At 40.0% G+C, this 25,497-nt stretch carries 16 protein-coding genes and 1 pseudogene; 13 read left to right on the top strand and 4 right to left on the bottom strand.

From position 1 onward, the window contains the following. Window positions 1–92: 92 nt before the first annotated feature. From WH390_RS11950 to WH390_RS11930, 5 genes are all read left to right on the top strand, one after another. On the top strand, window positions 93–3,182 hold the full coding sequence (locus tag WH390_RS11950; protein ID WP_406850728.1) for a DNA translocase FtsK 4TM domain-containing protein: 3,090 nt from the start codon (window positions 93–95) through the stop codon (window positions 3,180–3,182). A 55-nt stretch (window positions 3,183–3,237) separates the two neighbouring features. Next, window positions 3,238–3,855 carry an outer membrane lipoprotein chaperone LolA gene (gene lolA / locus WH390_RS11945; RefSeq protein WP_032116321.1) on the top strand — a complete coding sequence of 206 codons (618 nt, stop codon included), beginning with the start codon at window positions 3,238–3,240 and terminating at the stop codon, window positions 3,853–3,855. 1 nt (window position 3,856) lies between these two features. Further along, window positions 3,857–5,200 (top strand): replication-associated recombination protein A, encoded by a 1,344-nt coding sequence (locus tag WH390_RS11940; RefSeq protein WP_032116360.1) that lies wholly within the window; start codon window positions 3,857–3,859, stop codon window positions 5,198–5,200. 109 nt (window positions 5,201–5,309) lie between these two features. Next, window positions 5,310–6,602 carry a serine--tRNA ligase gene (serS, locus tag WH390_RS11935; protein ID WP_032116322.1) on the top strand — a complete coding sequence of 431 codons (1,293 nt, stop codon included), beginning with the start codon at window positions 5,310–5,312 and terminating at the stop codon, window positions 6,600–6,602. Window positions 6,603–6,968: 366 nt separating this feature from the next. Continuing rightward, the gene (locus WH390_RS11930) at window positions 6,969–9,749 is read left to right on the top strand and encodes an RHS repeat domain-containing protein (RefSeq protein ID WP_032116323.1); all 2,781 of its coding nucleotides are present in this window, start codon (window positions 6,969–6,971) and stop codon (window positions 9,747–9,749) included. A 124-nt stretch (window positions 9,750–9,873) separates the two neighbouring features. Here the strand turns inward: WH390_RS11930 and pflA are convergent. The 4 genes and pseudogenes from pflA to ycaO all read right to left on the bottom strand — a co-directional run bounded on the left by pflA (window position 9,874) and on the right by ycaO (window position 15,938). Next, window positions 9,874–10,614: pseudogene (pflA, locus tag WH390_RS11925) on the bottom strand (pyruvate formate lyase 1-activating protein). A gap of 85 nt (window positions 10,615–10,699) precedes the next feature. Then, window positions 10,700–12,982, bottom strand: coding sequence for a formate C-acetyltransferase (gene pflB / locus WH390_RS11920; RefSeq protein ID WP_032116324.1), 2,283 nt, complete (start codon window positions 12,980–12,982; stop codon window positions 10,700–10,702). 58 nt (window positions 12,983–13,040) lie between these two features. Then, a complete protein-coding gene (gene focA / locus WH390_RS11915; RefSeq protein WP_032116325.1) occupies window positions 13,041–13,898 on the bottom strand; it encodes a formate transporter FocA in 858 nt (285 codons plus the stop codon). A 282-nt stretch (window positions 13,899–14,180) separates the two neighbouring features. Then, a complete protein-coding gene (ycaO, locus tag WH390_RS11910) occupies window positions 14,181–15,938 on the bottom strand; it encodes a 30S ribosomal protein S12 methylthiotransferase accessory factor YcaO (RefSeq protein WP_032116361.1) in 1,758 nt (585 codons plus the stop codon). A 186-nt stretch (window positions 15,939–16,124) separates the two neighbouring features. Between ycaO and ansB the strand changes: the two genes are divergently transcribed. From ansB to WH390_RS11870, 8 genes are all read left to right on the top strand, one after another. Then, on the top strand, window positions 16,125–17,168 hold the full coding sequence (gene ansB / locus WH390_RS11905) for an L-asparaginase 2 (protein WP_032116326.1): 1,044 nt from the start codon (window positions 16,125–16,127) through the stop codon (window positions 17,166–17,168). A gap of 125 nt (window positions 17,169–17,293) precedes the next feature. Beyond that, entirely contained in the window at window positions 17,294–18,382 is a 1,089-nt protein-coding gene (gene serC, locus WH390_RS11900; RefSeq protein ID WP_032116327.1) for a 3-phosphoserine/phosphohydroxythreonine transaminase, read from the top strand. Between the two features lie 113 nt (window positions 18,383–18,495). Continuing rightward, on the top strand, window positions 18,496–19,779 hold the full coding sequence (gene aroA / locus WH390_RS11895; RefSeq protein ID WP_032116328.1) for a 3-phosphoshikimate 1-carboxyvinyltransferase: 1,284 nt from the start codon (window positions 18,496–18,498) through the stop codon (window positions 19,777–19,779). A 173-nt stretch (window positions 19,780–19,952) separates the two neighbouring features. Beyond that, window positions 19,953–20,639, top strand: a complete 687-nt coding sequence (gene cmk, locus WH390_RS11890) for a (d)CMP kinase (protein WP_032116329.1) — start codon at window positions 19,953–19,955, stop codon at window positions 20,637–20,639. A 168-nt stretch (window positions 20,640–20,807) separates the two neighbouring features. Continuing rightward, window positions 20,808–22,481: a 30S ribosomal protein S1 gene (gene rpsA / locus WH390_RS11885; protein WP_032116362.1), complete on the top strand. Its 1,674-nt coding sequence runs from the start codon at window positions 20,808–20,810 to the stop codon at window positions 22,479–22,481. Between the two features lie 59 nt (window positions 22,482–22,540). Beyond that, window positions 22,541–22,825, top strand: coding sequence for an integration host factor subunit beta (ihfB, locus tag WH390_RS11880; RefSeq protein ID WP_032116330.1), 285 nt, complete (start codon window positions 22,541–22,543; stop codon window positions 22,823–22,825). Between the two features lie 351 nt (window positions 22,826–23,176). Continuing rightward, a complete protein-coding gene (locus WH390_RS11875; RefSeq protein ID WP_052044951.1) occupies window positions 23,177–23,503 on the top strand; it encodes a hypothetical protein in 327 nt (108 codons plus the stop codon). A gap of 45 nt (window positions 23,504–23,548) precedes the next feature. Then, window positions 23,549–25,474: a DNA internalization-related competence protein ComEC/Rec2 gene (locus tag WH390_RS11870; RefSeq protein WP_187290965.1), complete on the top strand. Its 1,926-nt coding sequence runs from the start codon at window positions 23,549–23,551 to the stop codon at window positions 25,472–25,474. Window positions 25,475–25,497: the final 23 nt, after the last annotated feature.

The following is a 25,497-nucleotide window of genomic DNA, read 5'->3' as shown; positions in this document are numbered from 1 at the left end:
AGGTACACTCCTGTTTATGCATACAGTTTCAACGCTGAGCATTACTCAGCGTTGTTCCTTTCAATCAACAGGAAAAACCTGGAGTGTTAGTTTTGGGCCAGGAATATACAGAAGACAAAAATATTAAGTTAAAAAAGATCAGTAATGGCAAGATACTGACAGAGATTATTTTACTTATAATTACTATCTGGGCGATTTTTTTAGTGGTGGCCCTGATAAGTTTTCATCCCTCCGATCCTAGCTGGTCGCAGACCACCTGGAATGAACCGATTAAAAATTTAGCTGGTGGTATTGGTGCTTGGTCAGCGGATATTCTTTTCTCTGTTTTTGGCATTTTAGCCTATGCTATACCATTAGTTATGTTGTTAGGATGTTGGAATGTATTTAAAGATATTGATAACCAGAATTGTCTGGATTTTTTTGTCCTTTCCTTACGCCTGATCGGTGGGTTGGCGCTAATAATTACATCGTGTGCTCTTGCATCACTTAATATTGATGATTTACCTAATTTTTCCTCTGGCGGAATTATTGGTAGTGTTTTTAGTAATGCCATCTTGCCTTGGTTTAATATTTTAGGAACAACCTTAGCGTTACTTTGTATATGGGCAGTTAGTTTCACCTTATTTACCGGTTGGTCATGGTTGATGATTGCGGAAAAGATTGGCGCACTAGTTTTAGCAACCATATCATTAATCACTAATCGTACTCGTAGAAATAATAAGCGTCAGACAACAGAAGCTTATGTTTCACCTCATCCGGCTAAATTGTACGCTGGCACCAATGTAGATTATATCGATCCCGATGATGTACTTTTTTCAGCTTCGCCAATTAGTCAGCTAGCGAAAGAGGAATTGAGCAATAATAAAAACCATGAATTGCATGGTGAAAAGGCATCCACTCTGATGCCTGATGAAACTGAAGTTGGTTTTGATATTCAATCGGCAACGCTGGACAAATATGATGAAGATATCTTTAGCAAACCTTCAGATATACCTGTTCCAATGGATGATGATGTTAATCTAAATAAATCGATAGATGCTAATACCGTTACTCAAGTTAGCGAGCAAGATAAAACCGCAAATTTAAGTGAAACATTAATATCATCGGTAACAAAAATAGATGCTGAGGTTGACCCTAGTACTGCTTTCACGCCAGTAAAATCGCAAATTAAAAAGGGAATTGGCCCAGAATTTCCACGTCCTAATCCTGTTCGTTTACCAACGCGACGTGAACTTTACGGCAATCGTCTAACGACACAAAAAGAGCAGGAATTGGCTGCTGAACAAAACGCTTATCAAAATTCAGTAACGCAACCGGATGGTGCTGAGTTTAGTATTGATGATTGGAATGAAGATAAATTACGTGAACAGTTTTTGCAGCAGCAAAATAAACGTTATGACACTGATATAACTAACAATCTTAATCCACCAACAGATAGAATTGGTGACAAAGACAAACCGATTACATCAGATGAGGCAGAATTAAATACATCAGTTGAAAGCCAGCCGCATATAGAGCATAAATGGCCATTGGCAGAAGATAGCGAGGTATCGCAGGAGCAACTAGCAAAAGAGGTCAGCGAAATACCGCTATCTACTAATAAGGATAAAAAGCAAAACGTCGAACAAACATTACCCGAGCAGGGAAGTCTTTTTCATCCTTTTCTAGTACGTAGTGATCAACCATTACCAAAACCCACTACACCGATGCCATCATTAGATCTACTTGCCAGTCCACCCGCCCAAAATGAGCCGGTTGATATGTTTGCACTGGAGCAAACATCCCGTTTAATTGAAGCGCGTTTAAGTGATTATCGGGTAAAAGCGGAAGTCGTTGGTTTTTCTCCAGGCCCGGTTATTACCCGCTTTGAATTGGAGTTAGCTCCTGGCGTGAAGGCGGCACGTATTTCCAATTTATCAAGGGACTTAGCCCGTTCCTTATCAGCAACTGCCGTACGTATTGTTGAGGTGATACCGGGTAAACCTTATGTAGGATTAGAATTGCCCAATAGAAAGCGTCAGACGGTTTATCTACGCGAAGTGCTTGATTGTGATAAATTTCGGCGCAACCCCTCACCATTAACCATTGTATTAGGTAAAGATATTGAAGGTGAACCGGTTATCGCCGATTTAGAAAAAATGCCCCATTTGTTGGTTGCCGGTACCACTGGTTCGGGTAAATCGGTTGGGGTTAACGCCATGATCCTCAGTATTTTGTATAAAGCAAAGCCTGAGGATGTTCGTTTTATCATGATCGATCCTAAGATGTTGGAACTCTCCATTTATGAGGGCATTCCTCATTTGCTGACCGAAGTTGTCACCGACATGAAAGATGCAGCTAATGCACTGCGTTGGTGTGTTAATGAAATGGAACGTCGCTATAAGCTAATGTCTGCTTTAGGGGTAAGAAATTTAGTGGGCTATAACGATAAAATTAATGCTGCTGAACGTATGGGGCGCCCGATACCTGATCCATTTTGGAAGCCAGGTGATAGCATGGATAGTAGTCACCCGGTACTAAAAAAAGAGCCTTATATTGTTGTTATGGTTGATGAATTTGCCGATCTCATGATGACCGCTGGCAAGAAAGTTGAAGAGCTAATTGCGCGTTTGGCACAAAAAGCGCGGGCAGCCGGTATTCACCTTGTTTTGGCGACGCAAAGGCCATCGGTTGATATTATTACCGGTTTAATTAAGGCGAATATACCGACTCGGATTGCGTTTACTGTATCAAGCAAGATAGATTCTCGCACCATCCTTGATCAAGGTGGCGCTGAATCTTTATTAGGCATGGGCGATATGCTTTACTTACCGCCTAACTCCTCTATTCCAATTCGTGTCCATGGCGCGTTTGTTCGCGATCAGGAAGTGCATGATGTGGTTAAAGATTGGAAAGTTAGAGGTAAGCCCGAGTATATTGATAACATTACTAAGGCTAGCGATGAGGGTGAGAGTGGTAATGGTTATGATGGTGATGAAGAGCTTGATCCACTATTTGATCAAGCGGTTGAATTTGTGACGGAAAAGCAACGCGTCTCAATATCTGGCGTTCAACGACAATTCCGCATTGGTTATAATCGTGCCGCGAGGATTGTTGAACAGATGGAAGCGCAAGGGATCGTTAGTGAACCAGGCCACAATGGTAATCGCGAAGTCTTAACACCACCACCGACAGGACATTGATTTAACATATTATCTTAAAACCAATAAATATGATGGATAAAAAGGTCATTACTTAATGAAAAAATTGATAATGCTAGGCTTGTTAGCGATAACTTTTCATATTAGCCAGGTATGGGCAGATGCCGCTTCTGAACTGCAAATGCGCCTAAATAAAATAAATAGTTTTCATGCTAATTTCACACAAAAAGTGACCAGTGCTGATGGTGATTTAATTCAGCAAGGTGAAGGCCAGCTATGGATCAAACGGCCAAATTTATTTAACTGGCATATGGTAGCACCAGATGAAAGTTGGTTAGTTTCTGATGGTACTAATCTTTGGTTTTATAATCCTTTTGTTGAGCAAGTTACGGTAACTTTATTGAGTCAGGCAACGACGGATACACCGTTTATGTTGATAACCCGTAATGATCCGCAGGATTGGAAACGTTATCAGATTAGTCAAAATGATAATGATTTTCTGCTAACAGCTACCCAAAATAAGGGAAATTTGAAACATTTTTCCATTACTGTTCAGCCTGATGGCACTATTCAACAATTTACGGCGGTAGAGCAAGATGGCCAAATGAGTTCATATCAGCTCAAAGGCCAGCAAAATAGCCATGTTGATGACAACAAATTTAAATTTGATCCACCACAAGGTGTAACTGTTGATGATCAAAGGTCAAGGAGGTGAGGTGACTAATTTGCCACTTGATTTTTCATCTAATGAATTTCAACCATTGGCCGCAAAAATGCGGCCAATCAACTTAGAGCAATATATTGGCCAGCTCCATTTATTAGCTAAGGACAAGCCACTCGCGCGTGCTATTGGTGCAGGTCAACTGCATTCCATGATTTTGTGGGGGCCGCCAGGTACCGGAAAAACGACCCTGGCTGAAATTATCGGTCACTATGCGGATGCCGCCATTGAAAAGATCTCAGCGGTAACCTCAGGTATCAAAGAGATCCGCGAGGCGATTGAAATTGCCCGCCAAAATAGGCAATTAGGGCGAAGAACGATTTTATTTGTTGATGAAGTTCATCGCTTCAATAAAAGTCAACAAGATGCCTTTTTACCTCATATAGAAGATGGTACGGTAACGTTTATTGGCGCCACAACAGAAAATCCTTCTTTTGAGCTCAACTCAGCCTTACTTTCACGCGCACGGGTTTATCTACTGAAACTGCTTTCTAATGAAGAAATTGTCATGGTTTTGCAGCAGGCAATGGAGGATAGAGAACGTGGTTATGGTGGACAGAAAATTATTTTGCCCGATGATACCCGTGACATAATAGCCCAATTATCCAATGGTGATGCCAGACGAGCATTAAATTTACTGGAAATGATGGTTGATATGGCTGAGTTCAATGATAAAGATCAGCGAATATTAGCCGTAAATTTACTAAAAGAAATTAGTGGTGAAAGAAGTGTTCGTTTTGATAATAAAGGCGATCGTTATTGTGATCTCATTTCCGCACTACATAAATCTGTCCGTGGATCTGCCCCCGATGCAGCGCTTTATTGGTATGCCCGAATTATCACTGCTGGTGGTGACCCCTTATATATTGCTCGTCGCCTGCTGGCTATTGCCTCTGAAGATATAGGCAATGCTGATCCGAGAGCAATGCAAGTTGCGATAGCGGCGTGGGATTGTTTCACCCGTGTTGGCCCAGCGGAAGGAGAGCGAGCCATTGCCCAAGCAATTGTCTATTTAGCTTGTGCTGCTAAAAGTAATGCCGTTTATAAGGCTTTTCAGGCCGCCATAACAGACGCAAAGCAACAGCCAGATTATGATGTCCCCCCTCATTTACGTAATGCACCGACTAAGTTAATGAAAGAGATGGGCTTAGGTCAAGAATATCGCTATGCTCACGATGAGCTCAATGCTTATGCCGCTGGTGAAAATTACTTTCCCGCCGAAATGCAAGAAACACGTTATTATTTTCCATCAAATCGTGGTTTAGAAGGAAAAATTGGCGAAAAATTATCCTGGCTGGCTGAACTGGATCAAAATAGCTTAACAAAACGCTATCGTTAAAAATCTCAATGGGGTAATGTAGCCAGATCAGGCTAAAAAAGTGTTAAGTGTCAGAGAAGACTGGCAGGTTGTTTTTATTTTTAAACCATAATAATTTTACAGGTTAAGCATGCTCGATCCAAATTTACTGCGTAATGAGCTAGACGTAGTTGCTGAAAAACTGGCTCGTAGGGGATTTATTCTCGATGTAGATATGTTGCGTAGACTGGAGCAAGAACGCAAAGATTTACAAATTAAAACAGAAAGCTTGCAGGCAGAACGAAATTCCCGCTCGAAGACCATCGGTGCAGCAAAAGTGCGCGGTGAAGATGTTGAAGCTTTACGTAAGCAAGTTAACCAGTTAGGTGAAGAGCTGGATAGTGCTAAAAGTAAACTAACGCAAATACAGGATGACATTCGTAATATTGCTTTAAGTTTACCCAACTTACCTGATGACAGTGTACCAGACGGCAACGATGAAACCGACAATGTCGAAATAAGTCGTTGGGGTGAGCCGCGTCAATATGATTTTACCATTAAGGATCATGTGGCATTAGGTGAATTAACTGATGGTTTGGATTTTTCGGCTGCGGTAAAAATTACTGGTTCCCGTTTTGTGGTCATGAAAGGCCAAATTGCGCGCTTGCATCGGGCATTGGCGCAATTCATGTTAGATTTACACACCGAACAACATGGTTATACGGAAACTTATGTTCCCTATTTAGTTAATCATGCCACCCTTTATGGCACCGGCCAGCTACCCAAATTCAGTGAAGATCTTTTTCATACCAAACCATTGGAAGAACAGGCATCAAATCAGCAATATGCGTTGATCCCAACCGCTGAAGTGCCGGTGACTAATCTAGTTCGGGATGAAATTTTAGCGGCAGAAAGTTTACCTCTCCGCCTGACAGCGCATACTCCCTGTTTTCGTTCTGAAGCGGGCTCTTATGGCCGCGATACGCGCGGCCTGATCCGTATGCATCAATTTGATAAAGTTGAGTTAGTGCAGATAGTAGAGCCAGAAAAATCGATGGCCGCACTGGAAGAATTAACTGGCCATGCAGAAAAAGTATTGCAATTACTAAAATTGCCTTACCGTAAAATTGTTTTATGTACTGGCGATATGGGTTTTGCAGCTTGTAAAACCTACGATCTGGAAGTCTGGCTACCGGCTCAAAATACCTACCGCGAAATCTCTTCTTGTTCAAATACCTGGGACTTCCAGGCACGTCGCATGCAAGCACGTTTCCGTCATAAAGAGGATAAAAAGCCGCAGTTAGTGCATACCTTAAATGGCTCCGGTTTGGCTGTTGGCCGTACTTTGGTAGCGGTAATGGAAAATTATCAGCAAGCTGATGGGCGGATTGAAATACCTGGAGTTTTACGTCCTTACATGAGAGGTTTAGAGTATATTGGTTAACGCAATGAGCGATGTTATTCAAATAGCAACGCTTGTGATCAACAAATAAACGTGTCGGTAATATTCAGCGAATATCAGCCAAATGTAAGCAGACATAATATAAAGCTACTGTTTAAAAGTAGCTTTATTTATTACTGCAGGCCGGCCATGACAAAAGTACTGAGTAGATATCATATTTTAATCTTACTGGTGAATTTTCTATTTATTTCCTGTGCCAAATAAGATAATTTTTTCTTGCTAGTCGCTTAAATTAAGTTTATTGCTATTTATGCTTTAGTTAATAAAAAAATATCAATTGAATATGTTTAAGAAATACGTTTCCCTTACTACTGAGTTAACCTAACACTCAAAAACCAAGGAGGCAGTATGGACACAGCATTATTTCAAAGTACCCCTACAATCTTAGTACAAGATAATCGTGGGCTGGCCATCAGACAAATTCAATATAATCGCCATCCAGATACACCTGAGAATACCGAGACGTTAATCACGCGATATCAAAATAATGCGCTGGGTTTTTTGGCTCATAGCATAGATCCCCGTTTATATCAACAGCAGCAAACTGATAATACCGTTAAACTCAATTTCAGCTACATAACATCGCTTAGTGGTGAAGTATTGTCGGTAGAGAGTGTTGATGTAGGAATGACGGTGACGATGAAAGATATTGCTCAAAGACCCCATTTTGCGGTCAATGCCACCTCATACAGCTGCGACTGGCAGTATGAAGATAATGACACGCTTGGGCGATTGTTGTCGATCACCGAACAACAGCCAGGTAAAGATTCTCAGATCAGTGAACGTTTTATCTGGGCTGGTAATAGCCAGGCAGAAAAAGAGCTAAATTTAGTCGGTGCCTGTATTCGTCACTATGATACGGCTGGACTTGAACAAATCAATAGCATCGCCTTAAGCGGTGCCATGTTATCCACCTCACGTCGCTTACTACAAGATAATCTGGTTGCTAACTGGCAGGGGCAGGATGAATCTGACTGGGATGCGCAGTTATCCCTAGCGATTTATACTAACCACTATACCCTTGATGCGATGGGTAATCGCCAGCGGCAGGCCTATGACGTGGCTGGAATGTTAATGAGTAGCTGGCTGACACTAAAGGCAGGTCATGAACAGGTCATTGTTAAGTCGTTAATTTATGCCGCTAATGGGCAGAAATTACGTGAAGAGCACGGCAATGGGATAGTGACTTCATACATTTATGAGCCAGAAACCCAGCGGCTAGTCAATATTAAAACCGAACGCCCAGTTGGCCATATGGCAGGCGCCAAAATACTACAAGATCTACGCTATGACTATGATCCGGTAGGCAATGTGCTAAGTATTACCAATGATGCTGAGGCGACCCGCTTCTGGCGTAACCAGAAAATTGTGCCGGAAAATCACTATCGCTACGACAGTCTTTACCGGCTGGTGCAAGCTACCGGCCGAGAAATGGCCAATATTGGTCAACAAACTACCCAGTTACCGCCAGCATCTCCCATCGATAGTAATACCTTCGCCAATTATAGCCGAACCTACACTTACGACAGTGGTGGTAATTTATTACAAATACGCCATAGTGCCCCGACCAGTAACAATAATTATACCATCAATATTACCGTATCTGATCGCACTAATCGGGCGGTATTAAGTAGCTTAACCGAAGATCCGACCATGGTAGACAGGCTGTTTAACGCAGGTGGACAGCAGCAGCAATTATTATTGGGGCAAGCGCTAACGTGGACGCCGCGCGGAGAGTTATTAACGGTAACATTAGTCGAGCATAATGACCAACCTGCGGACACGGAATGGTATCGTTACGATGCCAATAGTCAACGACTGGTTAAAACCAGCGTAAGACAGCAGAGTAATACCGAGCAGACACAGCAAGTGATTTACCTGGCAGGTGCTGAACTGCGTACTACAACCAATGGCAATGGCGTGCAAGAGCTGCTGGAGATAACCACCATGGGTGAGGCAGGACGTGCGCAAGTACGGGCGCTGCACTGGATAACAGGTAAGCCAACGGAGATCAACAACGATCAGCTGCGCTACAGTTATGATGATCAGCTAGGCAGTAGTCGACTAGAGGTGGATGAAAACGGGCTACTGATTAGTCAGGAGGAGTATTACCCCTATGGCGGCACTTCGGTCTTACTGGCCGTCAGTCAGTTAGAAGTCAATTATAAAACTATCCGCTATTCAGGCAAAGAACTGGATGCCAGTGGGCTCTACTATTACGGTTATCGCTATTACCAGCCCTGGGTGGGGCGTTGGCTGAGTGCCGATCCGGCTGGCACAGTAGATGGGCTAAATCTCTATCGGTTCTGTAGAAATAACCCAGCCACCTTAGTGGATGAAAAGGGGATGGTGCCATCGTTAAAAAAAGATGTGGCTAAAAGTATCAGTAATGCCATTAAGACCATTGATAAAACACAAAAAGTATTAAAGGAAAATAAAGAGGCGGTTGATCAGGTGATGACCACCTTCTTTAATAATACTTCAGATGAACTTAAAAAGAAATGGAGTAAAGATTTAACAGATATGCAGGATTTTATGAAAGCTTTTAATGTGGATAAAAATTTTGCTATTTTGCCTGGTGGAGAGGGGGCATCGATAGCTTCAGTAGATCTTTTAAAACGCGAATCATATTGGAGATATTGGGGGGCGATAAAAAAAGTTCAGCGTGATGCCGAGTTTTTAGGTAAGAAGCAGGTCAAGCAGTTACTTGCTGAAAAAGAGATATCCTATAAGGATGAGAAGAAAACGCCATATTTGGAATCAAATGCTGAACAATGGTATACGGTACAAAAAACAGTCGGTAATGATTTTATGACTCAGATAATGATCCACGAATTCTCTCACGCTGCACTTTATACAGAAGATTTTGTTTACGGAGCGAATTTTCCTGAAGTAAATCCGTTGCCACTTTATAGTTTACCGGTGGGTAAGGTGCCAGAGAAATATCAACTTCTGACATATAGAAGCCGAGGCGGAAATATAGGAGAGGCGGCTGATTTTCAAAGATTATCTTATGCAAATGCTGATTCTTTTGCTTTTGCCACCACACTTTTAGCCTATTCAGCGTCTAAAGACAGTAAACGGAGAGAGCAATTTGAACGCTTTGTTATCAATCGGCCCGCGTTATAGCTGATTAATATCAGTGTTGTTTTTAATATAAGGGCTTTTTTCTGTTCATACCACCATGAAAAAAGCCTGATTTATTAAAACTGAAAAATTAAGTCACAAAATTTTTTATCGCCCAACGAATAAATTAATAAACCACTTTATGGCCATAACCTTGCAGAATATGTTTAATTCGCTCCATGGTTTCCGTTGATGGTGGTCTGATATCGCTCAGCTGATACTCTTCCCCCATCGCTAGCCATTTATGCTTGCCTAATTCATGGTAGGGTAACAGCTCTATTTTTTCGATATTGGGCATATCACGGGTAAATTGGCCTAGTAAGTGGGCGGATTGGTCATCATCTGACCAACTGGGTACCACTACATAACGGATCCAGGTTTTCTGTCCACGTTTCGCCAGATAGCGGGCAAATTCTAAGGTGCGATGATTGGAAACGCCAACTAGATTCTTATGAATGCTATCGTCCAGTTGTTTTAGATCTAACATCACTAAATCGGTGACATCGAGTAACTCATCGATCACTTTATCATAACGGCGGACAAAACCATTAGTATCAAGACAAGTATGAATGCCTTGTTACTGACAAGCGCGAAACCAGTCTCGAACAAATTCAGCCTGCAAAATGGCTTCACCGCCGGAAGCGGTCACGCCGCCACCGGAAGCATTCATAAAATGGCGATAGCTAACCACTTCTTTCATCAATTCTTCGACGGTAATTTCTTTACCACCGTGGGTATCCCAGGTATCTCGGTTATGGCAGTACAGACATCGCATCAGGCATCCCTGAAAAAAAACGATAAATCGAATACCTGGGCCATCTACCGTACCACAAGATTCAAAAGAGTGAATACGCCCAACTAGCGACATAACATCTCCAAAATTGAAGGGAGTTAAAAAGCCCCATTTTAAGCGGGGCTTTTATACACTACTATTTTAGTCCAACGGCAAATTGTTACATAGTTTCCGTAAATGTACGGGTAATAACATCTTGCTGCTGTTCTTTGGTCAAAGAATTAAAACGCACTGCATAACCTGAAACACGAATAGTTAGCTGAGGATATTTCTCTGGATTTTCCATCGCATCTAATAGCATTTCACGATTCATGACATTAACGTTTAGATGCTGACCACCTTCAATATTGGCTTCATGGTGGAAATAGCCATCCATCAGTCCGGCCAGATTGGTTTTACGTACCTCATCATCTTTACCTAATGCGTTAGGCACAATAGAAAAAGTATAAGAGATCCCGTCTTTGGCATAAGCAAAGGGTAATTTTGCCACCGAAGTCAGAGAGGCTACCGCTCCTTTCTGATCACGGCCATGCATTGGGTTAGCGCCTGGGCCAAAAGGTGCACCAGCGCGGCGGCCATCAGGAGTATTACCGGTTTTTTTACCATAGACTACATTGGAGGTAATAGTTAGAATTGATTGTGTTGGTACAGCATTGCGGTAAGTCCGTAATTGCTGGATCTTCTTCATGAAGCGTTCGACTAAATCGCAAGCAATATCGTCGACCCGATTATCATTATTACCAAATTGTGGATATTCACCGGTAATATTAAAATCAATCGCAACACCATCTTCATCACGGACAGGCGAAACTTTGGCATATTTAATCGCTGATAATGAGTCAGCGGCAACGGAAAGACCCGCAATACCACACGCCATGGTACGATAAACATCGCGATCATGTAGTGCCATCAAGGCTGCTTCGTAGCTATATTTATCATGCATATAGTGAATGACATTCAACGCAGTTACATATTGCGTGGCTAGCCAATCCATGAAGTGATCCATTCTGTCCATTACTACATCAAAATTGAGTACATCATCGGTAATGGCAGGCATTTTAGGCCCAACTTGCAATTTAGATTTTTCATCGATACCACCATTAATGGTATATAGCAATGTTTTGGCTAAGTTTGCGCGCGCGCCGAAAAATTGCATCTGTTTACCGACGATCATCGGACTGACACAGCAGGCAATCGCATAGTCATCATTGTCAAAGTCTGGCCGCATCAAATCATCGTTTTCATACTGAATTGATGAAGTATCAATAGACACTTTGGCGGCAAATTTTTTGAAATTCAGTGGCAGCTTTTCTGACCAAAGAATTGTCATATTGGGTTCCGGAGAAGGGCCCATCGTATATAGCGTATTGAGGAAACGATAAGTATTTTTCGACACTAAGGTACGTCCATCGACGCCCATACCAGCCAGTGACTCGGTTGCCCAAATAGGATCGCCGGAGAATAGCTCGTCATATTCAGGGGTACGCAGGAAACGCACCATACGCAGTTTCATGACTAAGTGATCGATAAGCTCCTGTGCTTGTTGCTCGGTCAAGAGACCAGCTTTTAGATCGCGTTCAATATAAATATCAAGGAAAGTAGAAACACGGCCGAAAGACATAGCGGCGCCGTTTTGCGATTTAACCGCCGCCAGATAGGCAAAATAGGTCCATTGAACCGCTTCTTTGGCATTGGTTGCCGGGCCTGAAATATCATAGCCATATTTTGCCGCCATCTCTTTCATTTGACCTAAGGCACGGTGTTGCTCGGCAATCTCTTCACGTAACTGAATGGTCATTTCCAGTTCTTCACCCTGCTCTAGCTTACTTTGCAGAGAGTTGAACTGAGCTAGTTTGTCATCACGTAAAAAATCAATACCGTAAAGTGCTACCCGACGATAGTCACCGATTATCCGGCCACGACCATAGGCATCTGGCAGTCCAGTCAAAATACCTGATTTACGGCATTTCATAATATCTGGCGTATACACATCGAATACCCCTTGATTATGGGTCTTACGGTATTCGGTAAAGATTTTTTTCAACGCTGGATCCAATTCACGATCGTAGGCTTTACATGAACCTTCAACCATTTTGATGCCACCAAAGGGGATCAATGCGCGCTTAAGTGGTGCGTCGGTTTGTAGACCTACAATCTGCTCTAACTCTTTTTCAATATAACCGGCATCATGGGAAGTAATAGTGGCAGCAATAGCAGTATCAAAATCGACAGGGGCATGAGTACGATTTTCGATCTTGATCCCTTGCATTACTTTTTCCCACAAGGTATCAGTCGCTTTGGTTGCACCGGCTAAAAATGATTCATCACCTTCATAAGGAGTATAATTGTGTTGGATGAAATCACGCACATCAACGTCTTTTTGCCAGTTCCCCTGATTAAATCCTTGCCATGCAGCAGAGAATTTTTCATTTAACTTGGACATCATATTTTTACCTTTAATTTTTTAAATAATAAAATGCTGACAACCGGTACGCGATCGATCAATGTTGACATCCATCACGTAAATATATTAACCAATATGTCATACCGACTAACAAAGCGCCGCCGATGATATTACCAATAGTGACAGGTATAAGATTTTCTGTAATAAAATTGGCCACAGTTAAATGAGAAAACTGGCTTTCATTTACTCCGGTCATCAGCCAAAAATCCGGTGATGCAAAATTTTTGATCACGATGCCTAACGGAATCATAAACATGTTGGCAATGCTATGTTCAAAACCACTGGCAACAAACATGCCTATTGGTAAAATTAATACAAAAATTTTATCTAGCAAGCTACGACCTGAATAACTCATCCAGACACCCAAGCAAACCATCAAGTTGGCTAAAATACCTAAACAAAGCGCTTCGAGAAAAGTGTGATCAAGTTTATGATTTGCAGTTTGTAAAACATTAAGTCCCCATTGGCCATTAGCCACCATGTACTGTCCGGCAAACCAGATTAATGCAACGAACAACAGTGCACCAACAAGATTACCAATGTAGACATGAAACCAATTAACAAACATCTGTTTCCAAGAGACTTTGCCGGTTGCTTTTGCCACAATGGTTAACACGGTAGAAGTGAAAAGATCAGCCCCACAGACAACCACCAGCATCAGTCCTAACGAAAAACATAGACCGCCAGCAAGTTTAGCCAGCCCGAAAGGAACAGTTGCAATACCCGTGGTGACAGTAATATAAAAAACGAAAGCAATGGAAATAAATATACCTGCGGTAATAGCAGATAAATAAGTAATTTGAGGATGCTTATTAACTTTATATACCCCGGTATTATCGGCAAGTTGCGCCATTGCAGCCGGTGATAATAAATTGGACAAGTTGTTAGCTTTCATAACCAACATGCTCTTATGAAGTTAAGGAATTATGGCGTCAGCAATATTAACAAAGGGCACATCAGATAAATTTGATATAGATCATTATTATTTAGTTGACAAATAGCAATAAAAGCAAAGAATTAAGATAACTATTTGATTTATAATTAAAAATTTTTTTTAATTTTTATAAAAAAATTTTATAAAAACGATTGAGAAATAAATAATCAGGTTAAATTATCGTTGAAAGCGGTTTTTTGTCCAATAAAGATTAACCTGATATTTATTGTTAGATTTGACTAATCAGTTAAAGTAAGCCTGTTTAGCGGTTTGCAGTTTATGATAAACATTGAGTAACGCTTGATGCGCCGGCAGCGTTTTTAACTCAGCATCAATTGACCATAAGTCATAAAAACAATTTTCACCGGCAATGGCCTTCGATGCGGCCATAACAGCATGTTGACCATACATTTTATTGAAAGCTTCATCGTATTGAAAAGGCTGACGTTCAGCTTCTTGAGTTAATTGCAGTAATGTTTGTAGACAGCGATAATAATTGGCTCGCTCGGCAGTAAATAGCGAAGAATTGAACTCTAGCGTCCATTCAACCCATAGTAGCGCTTGAGCAAAATCACCACCTGCCAGTGCTAGCATCGATTTTAATTCACCGATCCGTAAGTGGCTCCAGCCATTACCGCTACCAACGGCAATGCCTAATAATTCACGGACACGAGTAAAATCATCAAAACCTTCATCATCCAGCCGCCCTAACAACCGCAGGTAATCATTTTTTTGCCACTGACTATCAGGTAGCGACATAATGATATCACGTAAATCTATCGCCATCGCGTTATTGGCAATCTGCAGATCGTCGACTGGATAAATATCTGATATTCCCGGAACAATAATACGGCAGACATAAACATCTAAATGCTGATAATCAGCAATATAAACTTCAGCATTTATCTGATTGAAAATCGCCATCAAAGTAGCAAATTCTGCGTTTGTGGTGCCTTTAAAGTTCCAATCGACAAAGGAATAATCAGCATCACGTTTAAATAGATCCCAACTAATTAAGCCACTTGAATCGATAAAATGGGTTTCCAGATTTGTATGCTCTGCAACTTCATCATCATCAAATGTTGGCATATTAAATACATCCAAATCTTTTAAACTGCGGCCTTGCAGTAATTCGGTAACTGTACGTTCAAGTGCGATACCAAAATCAGGATGGGCACCAAAAGAAGCGAAACAAGTGCCATTACTCGGATTAAAAAGTACCACACAGATAACCGGGTATTTACCACCGAGAGAAGCATCAAAACAGAAAATAGGAAAACCTTCCTCTTCTAATTTAGCAACTGCCTGAACAACGCCAGGATAGCGCTCCATGACAAGCTCAGGAATAACAGGCAAACTGATTCGCTCGGCAATAATATGGTTTTTAATATGACGCTCAAAGATCTCTGACAATGCCTGCACCCGCGCTTCATCTTGCGTATTGCCGGCTGACATGCCATTCGACACATACAGATTACCAATAATATTCATTGGAATATAAACCGTTTGTTGATCGGATTGGCGGATAAAAGGTAACGTACAAATCCCACGGGCTCTATTACTTGATTGTAAATCAATCAGCATGCTAGCGGACAGATTATTTTCAGGATCGTAGAAAGCACGTAATTTTTCATCCAGCATTCCTTCAGGTAAGTGATCGTCCGATGTTAGAGCAAACCACTTTTCATTGGGATAGTGGACAAAATTACCATTTGCAATTTTAGCGCCTAGATAAAAATCAGCGAAAAAGTAATTGGTTGCTAAACGTTCAAAATATTCCCCCAGTGCAGAGGCCAAGGCGGCTTTTTTACTAGCGCCTTTACCGTTAGTAAAACACATAGGGCAGTCTCTATCACGGATATGGACTGACCAGACATTCGGCACTGGATTTAACCAAGAGGCCTCTTCAATATGAAAACCGAGTTTTTTAAGTTGTTGCTGAAACGTGGTAATAGAATCTTCTAATGCGGCATCTTTGCCAGGAATAAAAGTTTGGCTCATAAATTGGTTACTTATTCGTTTTTGATAACTAAAAGCAGATAATACGGTATTTTTGTTTGCTTCTCTATTCAATAGGCCACAGTAGCAAAATGCAATATTGAAATTAATGGCTATTTTTTCTGGAAATAACAGAAATATATTTTGCATTTTATATAATTTACCAAATTTTTAAAATGGTATTTTATTATGAAGAAGTTAAATATTTCTTTGTTAGTTGGTGCTATGTTGTTAACTAACAGTGCTGCTTCTGCCTTACCAACCATTACGGTACTAGCCACTGGAGGTACGATAGCTGGTGGCGGTGATTCAGCGACTCAATCCCAATATACAGCCGGTAAAGTGAGTATTGATGCATTAATTAATGCGGTACCTGAAATAAAGAAAATTGCGCATCTTAATGGCGAACAAATTGTTAATATCGGTTCGCAAGATATGAATGATCAGGTATGGTTAACTTTAGCGAAGAAAATTAATGCCGATTGTGACAAAACAGCTGGTTTTATCATTACTCATGGTACTGACACGCTAGAAGAAACCGCTTATTTTTTAGATTTAACCACCCACTGTCATAAACCAATTGTAATGGTTGGTGCGATGAAGCCTGCCACAGCATTAGGTGCTGATGGGCCGTTAAATCTCTATAACGCCGTTATTGTTGCTACTGATAAAGAGGCGGGCAAACGAGGTGTCTTATTAGCCATGGACGATAAAGTTATTAGTGGTCGTAATGTGGTTAAAATGAATACCAACTTTGTTGAAGCATTTGAAGCTGTTAATGCTGGCGCTGAAGCTTTTATCTACAATGGCAAAGTGCACTATTTAAACGCGGCTCAACCCAGAGCGCAGAACGCAATTTTTGATATTAGTCAGTTAGATAAATTACCTAAAGTTGGCATTGTTTATAATTATTCAAATGCATCGGCACTACCAGCTAAGTCATTGATCTATCATGGCTATCAAGGCATTGTTAGTGCTGGAGTGGGTAACGGCAATATGTATAACAAAATTTTTAATGTATTGGCCGATGCAGTAAAACAAGGCATAGGGGTTGTTCGCGCTAGTCGTGTGCCAACAGGTTTTACAACTCGCGATGCAGAAGTGGATGATAGTAAATATGGATTTGTTGCTGCAGAACGTTTGAATCCGCAGAAGGCTCGGGTTTTACTACAGTTAGCCTTGACTCAAACCCATGACCCAATAAAAATTCAAGCGATGTTTGATAAGTATTAATTGGTTATCAGAAAAATGCTGTTTGCCGGCCAGTTGTTTTATTTACAGCTGTTCGGTGGTAATGTTAAAACCTAACCAGAGATTAAATAATAGTAAAAGCTTAATTAGGTCAATAAGGGTGGGTGATGAGTCAGGTATATAATTTTAGCGCTGGTCCGGCCATGTTACCGGTAGAAGTTTTACATCGTGCACAACAAGAACTTTGTAATTGGAACGGTATGGGTGTTTCGGTGATGGAAATAAGCCATCGCAGTGAAGCTTTTATGGAAATAGTTAGAGAAGCTGAACAAAATCTACGTCAATTACTCAAAATACCCAATAATTATAAAATCCTTTTTTGTCACGGTGGTGCCAGAGGTCAATTTGCCGCCTTGCCACTAAATTTATTTCAACCTGATGAAACCGTTGACTATATTGTTGGTGGCTATTGGGCAAAGTCTGCTGCGCAAGAGGCAGCAAAATATTGTGCTGTCAATGAGATTGATATTCGGCTGGAAAAATCAGCTTATTTAAGCGTGCAACCGATGGATAAATGGTCATTAACGACCAGTGCCAAATACCTTCATTATTGCCCGAATGAAACGATTGATGGTATAGCTATCCACACACTACCTGATTTTTCGGCCGATAAAATTGTTATTGCTGATTACTCCTCAGCTATCTTATCACGGCCACTTGATGTCAGCCGTTTTGGTGTTATTTATGCTGGTGCGCAAAAAAATATTGGGCCAGCAGGCATCACATTGGTTATCATTCGGGAAGATTTGTTAGGTCGGGCGAGAAAGGCTACCCCTTCTATCCTTGATTACACCATATTGGCTAAAAATGACTCAATGTACAATACGCCCCCAACTTTTGCCTGGTATCTATCGGGTATGGTGTTTAAATGGTTAAAACAGCAGGGTGGCTTGCAAGAAATAGAAAAACGCAATCAACAAAAAGCCCGCTTACTGTATGATGTTATTGATAATAGCCAGTTTTATATTAATCGAATCGATCCAGTTAATCGTTCGGTCATGAATATTCCATTCCAAATGGTAAAACCTAACTTAGATGATAAATTTATCAAAGCGGCAGAGCGGCAAGGGTTACTGTTCCTGAAAGGGCATAAAGCTGCAGGTGGCATGCGTGCTTCAATTTATAATGCTATGCCGCTGGCTGGTGTACAAAAGCTAGTTGATTTTATGATTGATTTTGAACATCAGAATAAATAAATTAAATAATCCTTTATGGTTAGATTGGTAGTGATATCGTCTAACCCTATCAAATGAATATAAGTGTGATTTAAATAATTTATCCAACTTCGTTATTGGAGAGTCTACTATTAATGCAAGCCCTGACAATACAACCCATTTCTTACGTTGAAGGTACTATCAATCTTCCTGGCTCGAAAAGTATTTCTAACCGGGTACTATTGTTAGCTGCATTAGCGCAAGGCCAAACCGTTTTAACTAATCTTCTTGCTAGTGATGATATTCGTCATATGCTTAATGCTTTGACAGCATTGGGTGTCGAATATCAATTATCCAAAGATCTCACCACGTGTATTGTAAAAGGTGGCGGGCATTATTTTAGCCATAAAAAAGGTTTAGAGATTTTTCTCGGTAATGCCGGCACGGCTATGCGCCCATTAACTGCGGTTTTAGCATTGGCGGACAATGATATTGTCTTAACCGGCGAGTCCAGAATGAAAGAGCGACCTATTGGCCATCTTATTGAAGCGCTACAGCAAGGTGGAGCAAATATTGATTATCTTGAGCAAGCTGGTTATCCGCCTATAAGGATAAAAGGTGGCTTTCGCGGTGGGAATATCACAGTAGATGGACGCGTATCTAGCCAATTTTTAACAGCTCTTTTAATGGCCGCACCTTTAGCGCCTAATGATACGACTATTCAGATAAAAGGAGAGCTGGTTTCTAAACCCTATATTGACATTACTCTGGCACTGATGCGTGATTTTGGCGTTGAAGTAGACAATCAACACTATTGTCGATTTCATATTAAAGCCGGACAACACTATATTTCACCGGGGGATTATCTTGTTGAGGGCGACGCCTCTTCTGCCTCTTATTTTTTAGCTGCGGCAGCAATTAAAGGTGGTACCGTTAGGGTAACAGGTATTGGCAAAGATAGCTTGCAAGGCGATACCCAATTCGCTGCTGTACTAGAAAAAATGGGTGCCAAAATACGTTGGAGTAAAGATTATATCGAATGTCAACGATGTGAGTTAATTGGTATTGATATGGATATGAATGCGATCCCCGATGCGGCGATGACGGTTGCGACTCTGGCGCTCTTTGCTCGTGGTGAAACTATTATTCGTAATATCCATAACTGGCGGGTAAAAGAAACTGACAGATTAACGGCAATGGCGACTGAATTAACAAAAGTTGGCGCAAAAGTGGAAGAAGGTCGTGATTATATACGTATTTTACCGCCTAAATTATTACAGCATGCTGAAATAGCAACTTATAATGATCATCGTATGGCGATGTGCTTTTCACTTGTCGCGTTGTCAGATACGCCGGTTACCATTTTGGATCCAAATTGTACCGCTAAGACTTTTCCAGACTACTTTAATCAACTAGAAAAATTAAGTCATCGGTACTAGTGTATGCCTAAAAATTAGTACAATACTGAACGACGAGTATTATGCCTAACGCTAAATTTGCTCCAAATATCTCTTTGTTTTCCTTAATAGAATGAATTGAGTATAATAGGGTACTTATTAGCCTGATAGAAAGTAGTTGCTAAATTGCATTTCTATCACAAAGGAGGAGTATAATGGTGGTTTTACCCCCCGTTATCACAGTTGATGGTCCAAGTGGCGCAGGTAAAGGTACATTATGCCAGGCATTGGCAAATAAACTGGGCTGGCAGTTACTTGATTCTGGCGCCATTTACCGTGTTCTGGCTTTAGCAGCATTACATCATCATGTTGATATTAAGTCTGAAGAAGCATTAGTTCCATTAGCGGCTAATCTTGATGTCCGTTTTGAACCAAGAGAAAACGAATTAGCTGTTATGCTTGAGGGGGAGGATGTCAGTAATGCAATTCGTAGCGAAGTTGTTGGTAATACGGCATCTCTTAGCGCAACTTTTCCTCGCGTTAGAGAAGCATTATTGCGTCGGCAAAGAGCATTTCGCACTAAACCGGGTTTGATTGCTGACGGTCGTGACATGGGAACGGTGGTTTTTCCAGACGCACCGGTAAAGATTTTTCTTGATGCCACACCTGAAGAGCGTGCTCGTAGACGAATGCAACAGTTGCAGGAAAAGGGCTTTGATGTTAAATTAAGCGATCTTTTAACTGATATTAAAGAGCGTGATTATCGTGATCGTAATAGGTTAATTGCGCCATTGGTACCTGCAAAAGATGCGTTGATCCTGGATTCTACAAAGTTATCAATTGAAGGGGTCATCGAGCAAGTATTTGCTTATGTGAAAAAAAAGCAAATATTATCTATATAATATGCTCAGTATTGACATATAATAAGTTAATACACCTATTTGGTGTAGCTGAATTTGTGTTCAGTTAAGTAAAGCTTTGTAACAAGGAGTGTTGCGAGGTATGTGAAATAACCCCATTTGGCAGGATGTTGAATGGCAGTTAAAATTAAAATTTTTGAAGATCTTACTATGACAGAATCTTTTGCTCAACTCTTTGAAGAATCTTTACAGAGTATCGAAACCCGTCCAGGGGCTATTGTTCGTGGTGTTGTTGTTGCTATCGACAAAGATGTCGTGTTAGTTGATGCCGGTCTGAAATCAGAATCAGCGATCCCAGTAGAACAATTTAAAAATGTGCAAGGTGAGCTAGAAATTCAGGTTGGTGATGAAATCGATGTTGCTTTAGATGCAGTAGAAGATGGTTTCGGTGAAACTATCCTGTCTCGCGAAAAAGCGAAACGTCATGAAGCTTGGTTGATGCTAGAAAAAGCCTATGAAGATGCCGAAACAGTTATGGGCATCATCAATGGCAAAGTGAAAGGTGGTTTCACAGTAGAATTAAAAGGAATTCGTGCATTTTTACCCGGTTCATTGGTTGATGTTCGCCCAGTTCGTGACACAACTCACCTGGAAGGTAAAGAGCTTGAGTTCAAAGTTATCAAACTGGATCAGAAACGCAATAACGTTGTTGTTTCGCGTCGTGCTGTGATTGAGTCTGAAAGCAGTGCAGAACGTGATCAGTTACTGGAAAACTTGCAGGAAGGCATGGAAGTTAAGGGTATTGTTAAAAACTTAACTGACTATGGTGCATTCGTTGATCTGGGCGGTGTTGATGGCTTATTACACATTACTGATATGGCTTGGAAACGTGTTAAACACCCAAGTGAAATTGTGAATGTTGGTGATGAAATCAATGTTAAAGTATTGAAGTTTGATCGTGATCGCACACGTGTTTCTTTAGGCCTGAAGCAGCTTGGAGAAGATCCATGGGTAGCTATTGCTAAGCGTTATCCAGAAGGCACTAAGTTGACAGGGCGAGTCACTAATCTTACTGATTATGGCTGCTTTGTTGAAATTGAGGAAGGTGTTGAAGGTTTAGTACACGTTTCCGAAATGGATTGGACTAATAAAAATATCCATCCATCTAAAGTTGTTAATGTGGGTGATGTTGTTGAAGTTATGGTTCTAGATATTGACGAAGAGCGTCGTCGTATCTCATTAGGTTTGAAACAGTGTAAACCAAATCCATGGCAGCAATTTGCAGAAACGCACAATAAGAATGATCGGGTAGAGGGTAAAATAAAATCTATTACTGATTTTGGTATCTTCATCGGTTTAGAAGGTGGTATTGATGGTTTAGTTCATCTGTCTGATATTTCTTGGAATGTTGCAGGTGAAGAAGCGGTTCGTGAATACAAAAAAGGCGATGAAATCGCTGCAGTTGTATTGCAAGTTGACGCTGAACGTGAACGTATTTCTTTGGGTATTAAACAGTTAGCGGAAGATCCATTTAATAACTATCTGTCTGCTCATAAGAAAGGTGTCATCGTTACCGGTAAAGTAGTGGCTGTTGATGCGAAAGGAGCAACGATTGAGTTAGCTGCTGGTGTTGAAGGTCACTTACGTGCATCTGAAGCTTCACGTGATCGCGTGGAAGATACTACTCAAGTATTGAACGTTGGCGATACAGTTGAAGCTAAATATACTGGTGTTGATCGCAAAAACCGTATCATTACCTTATCTGTTCGTGCAAAAGATGAAGCAGATGAAAAAGATGCCATTGCTTCTGTGAACAAACAGGAAGATACCAATTTTGCCAATAATGCGATGGCAGAAGCGTTCAAAGCAGCGAAAGGCGAATAATTAAGTTAATCATAGGGCAACATTTTGTTGCCCCGTAACGGTAGTTTAGGGGAGGTACTATGACCAGGTCTGAATTAATTGAAAGACTTATTAACCAATTAGCTCATATACCAGCAAAACTTATTGAAGAAGCTGTGAAAGAAATGCTTGATCATATGGCAATAACACTTGCTAAGGGAGAGCGTATTGAGATCCGCGGATTCGGCAGTTTTTCTCTTCATTACCGTGCACCGCGCATCGGCCGTAATCCGAAAACGGGTGATAAAGTTGATTTGAAAGGAAAACATGTTCCTCATTTCAAGCCGGGTAAAGAATTACGTGATCGCGTTAACATTTATGTATAAATATTAACAAATTTAATTTATTTATTCTCTTAAAATGGTGTCTTAATTAAGGCGCCATTTTTTATTGCTGCGCTCAGGTCAATTTTTCCAATACAATTTTTTGAATTATTAAAACCTCTCTTTATTGTTATAAGACATTTAATTATTAAAAAAATAATAATAAAATTTTATAATCAAAAATAAATTTTCTTAACTTAACATTAGTTGAGAATAATCTCGCAAAAAAATGAAAATAGTAAAAAAGGGATAAATATTATTTTGACCTTTTATATAAAATCTCATTTATCCTTTTGAAAAAATTCAATATTAATACTAATTTTCGTAATATAGATCTGGCCAAGGAAGAGCTATATGAAAAAAATGTCGGTTCATATAAATAGGCTGCAGATAAATATTAATTCAGCGTCAGTGGCTGTAATATTGGGATTATTACCTTTACTTTTTTTATCTCAATTACCAAATAAATCATTACAATTATGGTTGTTTGTCATATTCTGTTTATTTTGGTTTATTCCATTTTATTTAACAAAATTTATTGCTATTTTAGCTATAAGTTTTTTGTGGGGATGTTGGCAGGGATATTATTTATTAGAAAAAATGAAATTATTAAGTCAGCAAGAACAACGTCATGTAGCCATTATTGAAGATAGTTTAGTTAATAGGGATAATAATATTTGAATAAAAGTAAGGTTGTTAATCAATAATAAAGAATCATTTCCGATATTGTATGCTTATCTTCAGTTTAAGCCTAATGCTCTGACTAAAAATAATTTTTTTTGTGCCGGACAACAACTCATTTTTTTTGGTCGATTAAAGCCCGTTCATAGTTTATTAAATGAAGGTGGATTTGATTTACAACGTTATGCCATAAGTCAACGCTTACTAGGTACGTTTAATGTTCAAAACTTTACTATATTGAATAAACACTGTTCTTTAAGGCAAAAGATAATTGCAGCGTCGGTTAATGTTATCAGTAAATATCATAATCAGGCGGTGATTTATGCTTTAACATTTGGGGAACGTGGATTATTAGAACCCGTATTAAGGCAACAATTGCAACGAACCGGTATTGCGCATTTGATGGCTATCTCAGGTTTACATATTGGTATGGCTTATTTTTTTGGTTTTTGGCTATATCGTTTGATTCAGTTTTTATTACCCATTTGTTTTATCGAGCTTCGTATACCGATGTTAGCGGGTTGGTGCTTTGCTTTAGGTTATGTTTGGTTGTCTGGTTGGGCGATACCTGCACTGCGGGCTATATTTGCCTTATCGTTATGGCTTTATATTCGGCAACAAAATTTTGTTTGTTTTCCCTGGCAATGGGCATTATGGAGTATTACTTTAATTTTAGTGTTTGAACCTATTGCGATACTTTCTGATAGCTTTTGGCTTTCGAGTTTTGCAGTTGCGGCATTAATATTTTGGTTTTCGTTTGTCAAATTGAGTGTACAGTTTCAACACAGTTGGCTTAATTGGATAGTTAAATTGGTTCATTTGCAATTAGGCATGCTGATTCTATTAATTCCTATTCAATTGGTTTTATTTCAAGGAGTTAATATTACTAGTATTTTTGCTAATTTATGGGCTGTGCCAATTATTTCATTTATAACCATACCGTTAATTATGGTTTCATATATTTGTATTTTTTGGTACGCAGGACAAAATTTATTATTTGGTATAATCGATAAAAGCATTAGTTTAGCATTATGGCCCTTAGCTCATATTGAGCGTTACTGGCTTGATACTGGCCATCTTCCAATTATCATAGCTGGGCTTAGTTGGCTTATTATTTTATGTTGGCAGTTTAGTTGGTTTGTGCAGTATAAATTGCTGATAATAGTGTTAATTTATTGGTCAATCACGACCATGAAACAAAACGATTTGCTTCTTTGGCGATTGATTATGTTAGATGTGGGGCATGGATTAGCAATTATTATTGAGCGACAGGGAAAAGTGTTAATTTATGACACTGGTATTTCATGGAAGAAAAACAGTAGTGCTAATAGTACTATTTTGCCTTATTTACGATATCATCGTTTAACACCTGAAGGCATTATACTTAGTCATAATCATATCGATCACACTGGTGGGGTAGCGAGTTTATTATTAACCTATCCTGGATTAAAGATTAGAAGTCACTTTGATAAAAAAAATCATTTTCCATGCCATCGAGGTATTTATTGGCAATGGCAGAAATTACATTTTGAAGTATTATGGCCAATAATTGATCAAAAAAGATCACATAATAATGAATCGTGTGTAGTAAAAATTAGTGATGGCTATCATTCGGTTATTCTATCTGGCGATATTGAAAAAACAGCGGAGAAAGAACTCGTGCGTCTAGCAATAGCAAATTTGCCGGCTAATTTATTACAAGTTCCTCATCATGGTAGTAATACTTCGTCGACGATGGCGTTTATTCAAGCAATTAAACCGCAATATGCACTTACTTCTGTTGCACGTTATAGCCGTTGGCGTTTACCTTCTGATAAAGTACGCCAACGATATGAGAATATAGGGGCAAATTGGCTGAGTACAGCTGAATCAGGGCAAATTATAGCGCAGTTCTATTTTGATAAAATTGAAATAATGCGTTATAGACAGGAAGTTTATCCTCGCTGGTATCATCAGCAGTTTGGTATTTAGAGATTTCTCAAGTAAAATAAACG

The organism is Candidatus Arsenophonus nilaparvatae (genome assembly GCF_045346035.1).
In the GTDB taxonomy this organism is placed as follows: Bacteria; Pseudomonadota; Gammaproteobacteria; order Enterobacterales; family Enterobacteriaceae; genus Arsenophonus; species Arsenophonus nilaparvatae.
This window is presented reverse-complemented; position numbering and strand designations above follow the sequence as displayed.

Coding starts and splice junctions, on each gene's coding strand:
- aroA (WP_032116328.1), top strand. CDS start 18,496: ATGCAAGCCCTGACAATACAACCCATTTCTTACGTTGAAGGTACTATC.
- WH390_RS11930 (WP_032116323.1), top strand. CDS start 6,969: ATGGACACAGCATTATTTCAAAGTACCCCTACAATCTTAGTACAAGAT.
- serS (WP_032116322.1), top strand. CDS start 5,310: ATGCTCGATCCAAATTTACTGCGTAATGAGCTAGACGTAGTTGCTGAA.
- ycaO (WP_032116361.1), bottom strand. CDS start 15,938: ATGAGCCAAACTTTTATTCCTGGCAAAGATGCCGCATTAGAAGATTCT.
- pflB (WP_032116324.1), bottom strand. CDS start 12,982: ATGTCCAAGTTAAATGAAAAATTCTCTGCTGCATGGCAAGGATTTAAT.
- cmk (WP_032116329.1), top strand. CDS start 19,953: ATGGTGGTTTTACCCCCCGTTATCACAGTTGATGGTCCAAGTGGCGCA.
- WH390_RS11875 (WP_052044951.1), top strand. CDS start 23,177: ATGAAAAAAATGTCGGTTCATATAAATAGGCTGCAGATAAATATTAAT.
- rpsA (WP_032116362.1), top strand. CDS start 20,808: ATGACAGAATCTTTTGCTCAACTCTTTGAAGAATCTTTACAGAGTATC.
- focA (WP_032116325.1), bottom strand. CDS start 13,898: ATGAAAGCTAACAACTTGTCCAATTTATTATCACCGGCTGCAATGGCG.
- lolA (WP_032116321.1), top strand. CDS start 3,238: ATGAAAAAATTGATAATGCTAGGCTTGTTAGCGATAACTTTTCATATT.
- ansB (WP_032116326.1), top strand. CDS start 16,125: ATGAAGAAGTTAAATATTTCTTTGTTAGTTGGTGCTATGTTGTTAACT.
- ihfB (WP_032116330.1), top strand. CDS start 22,541: ATGACCAGGTCTGAATTAATTGAAAGACTTATTAACCAATTAGCTCAT.
- serC (WP_032116327.1), top strand. CDS start 17,294: ATGAGTCAGGTATATAATTTTAGCGCTGGTCCGGCCATGTTACCGGTA.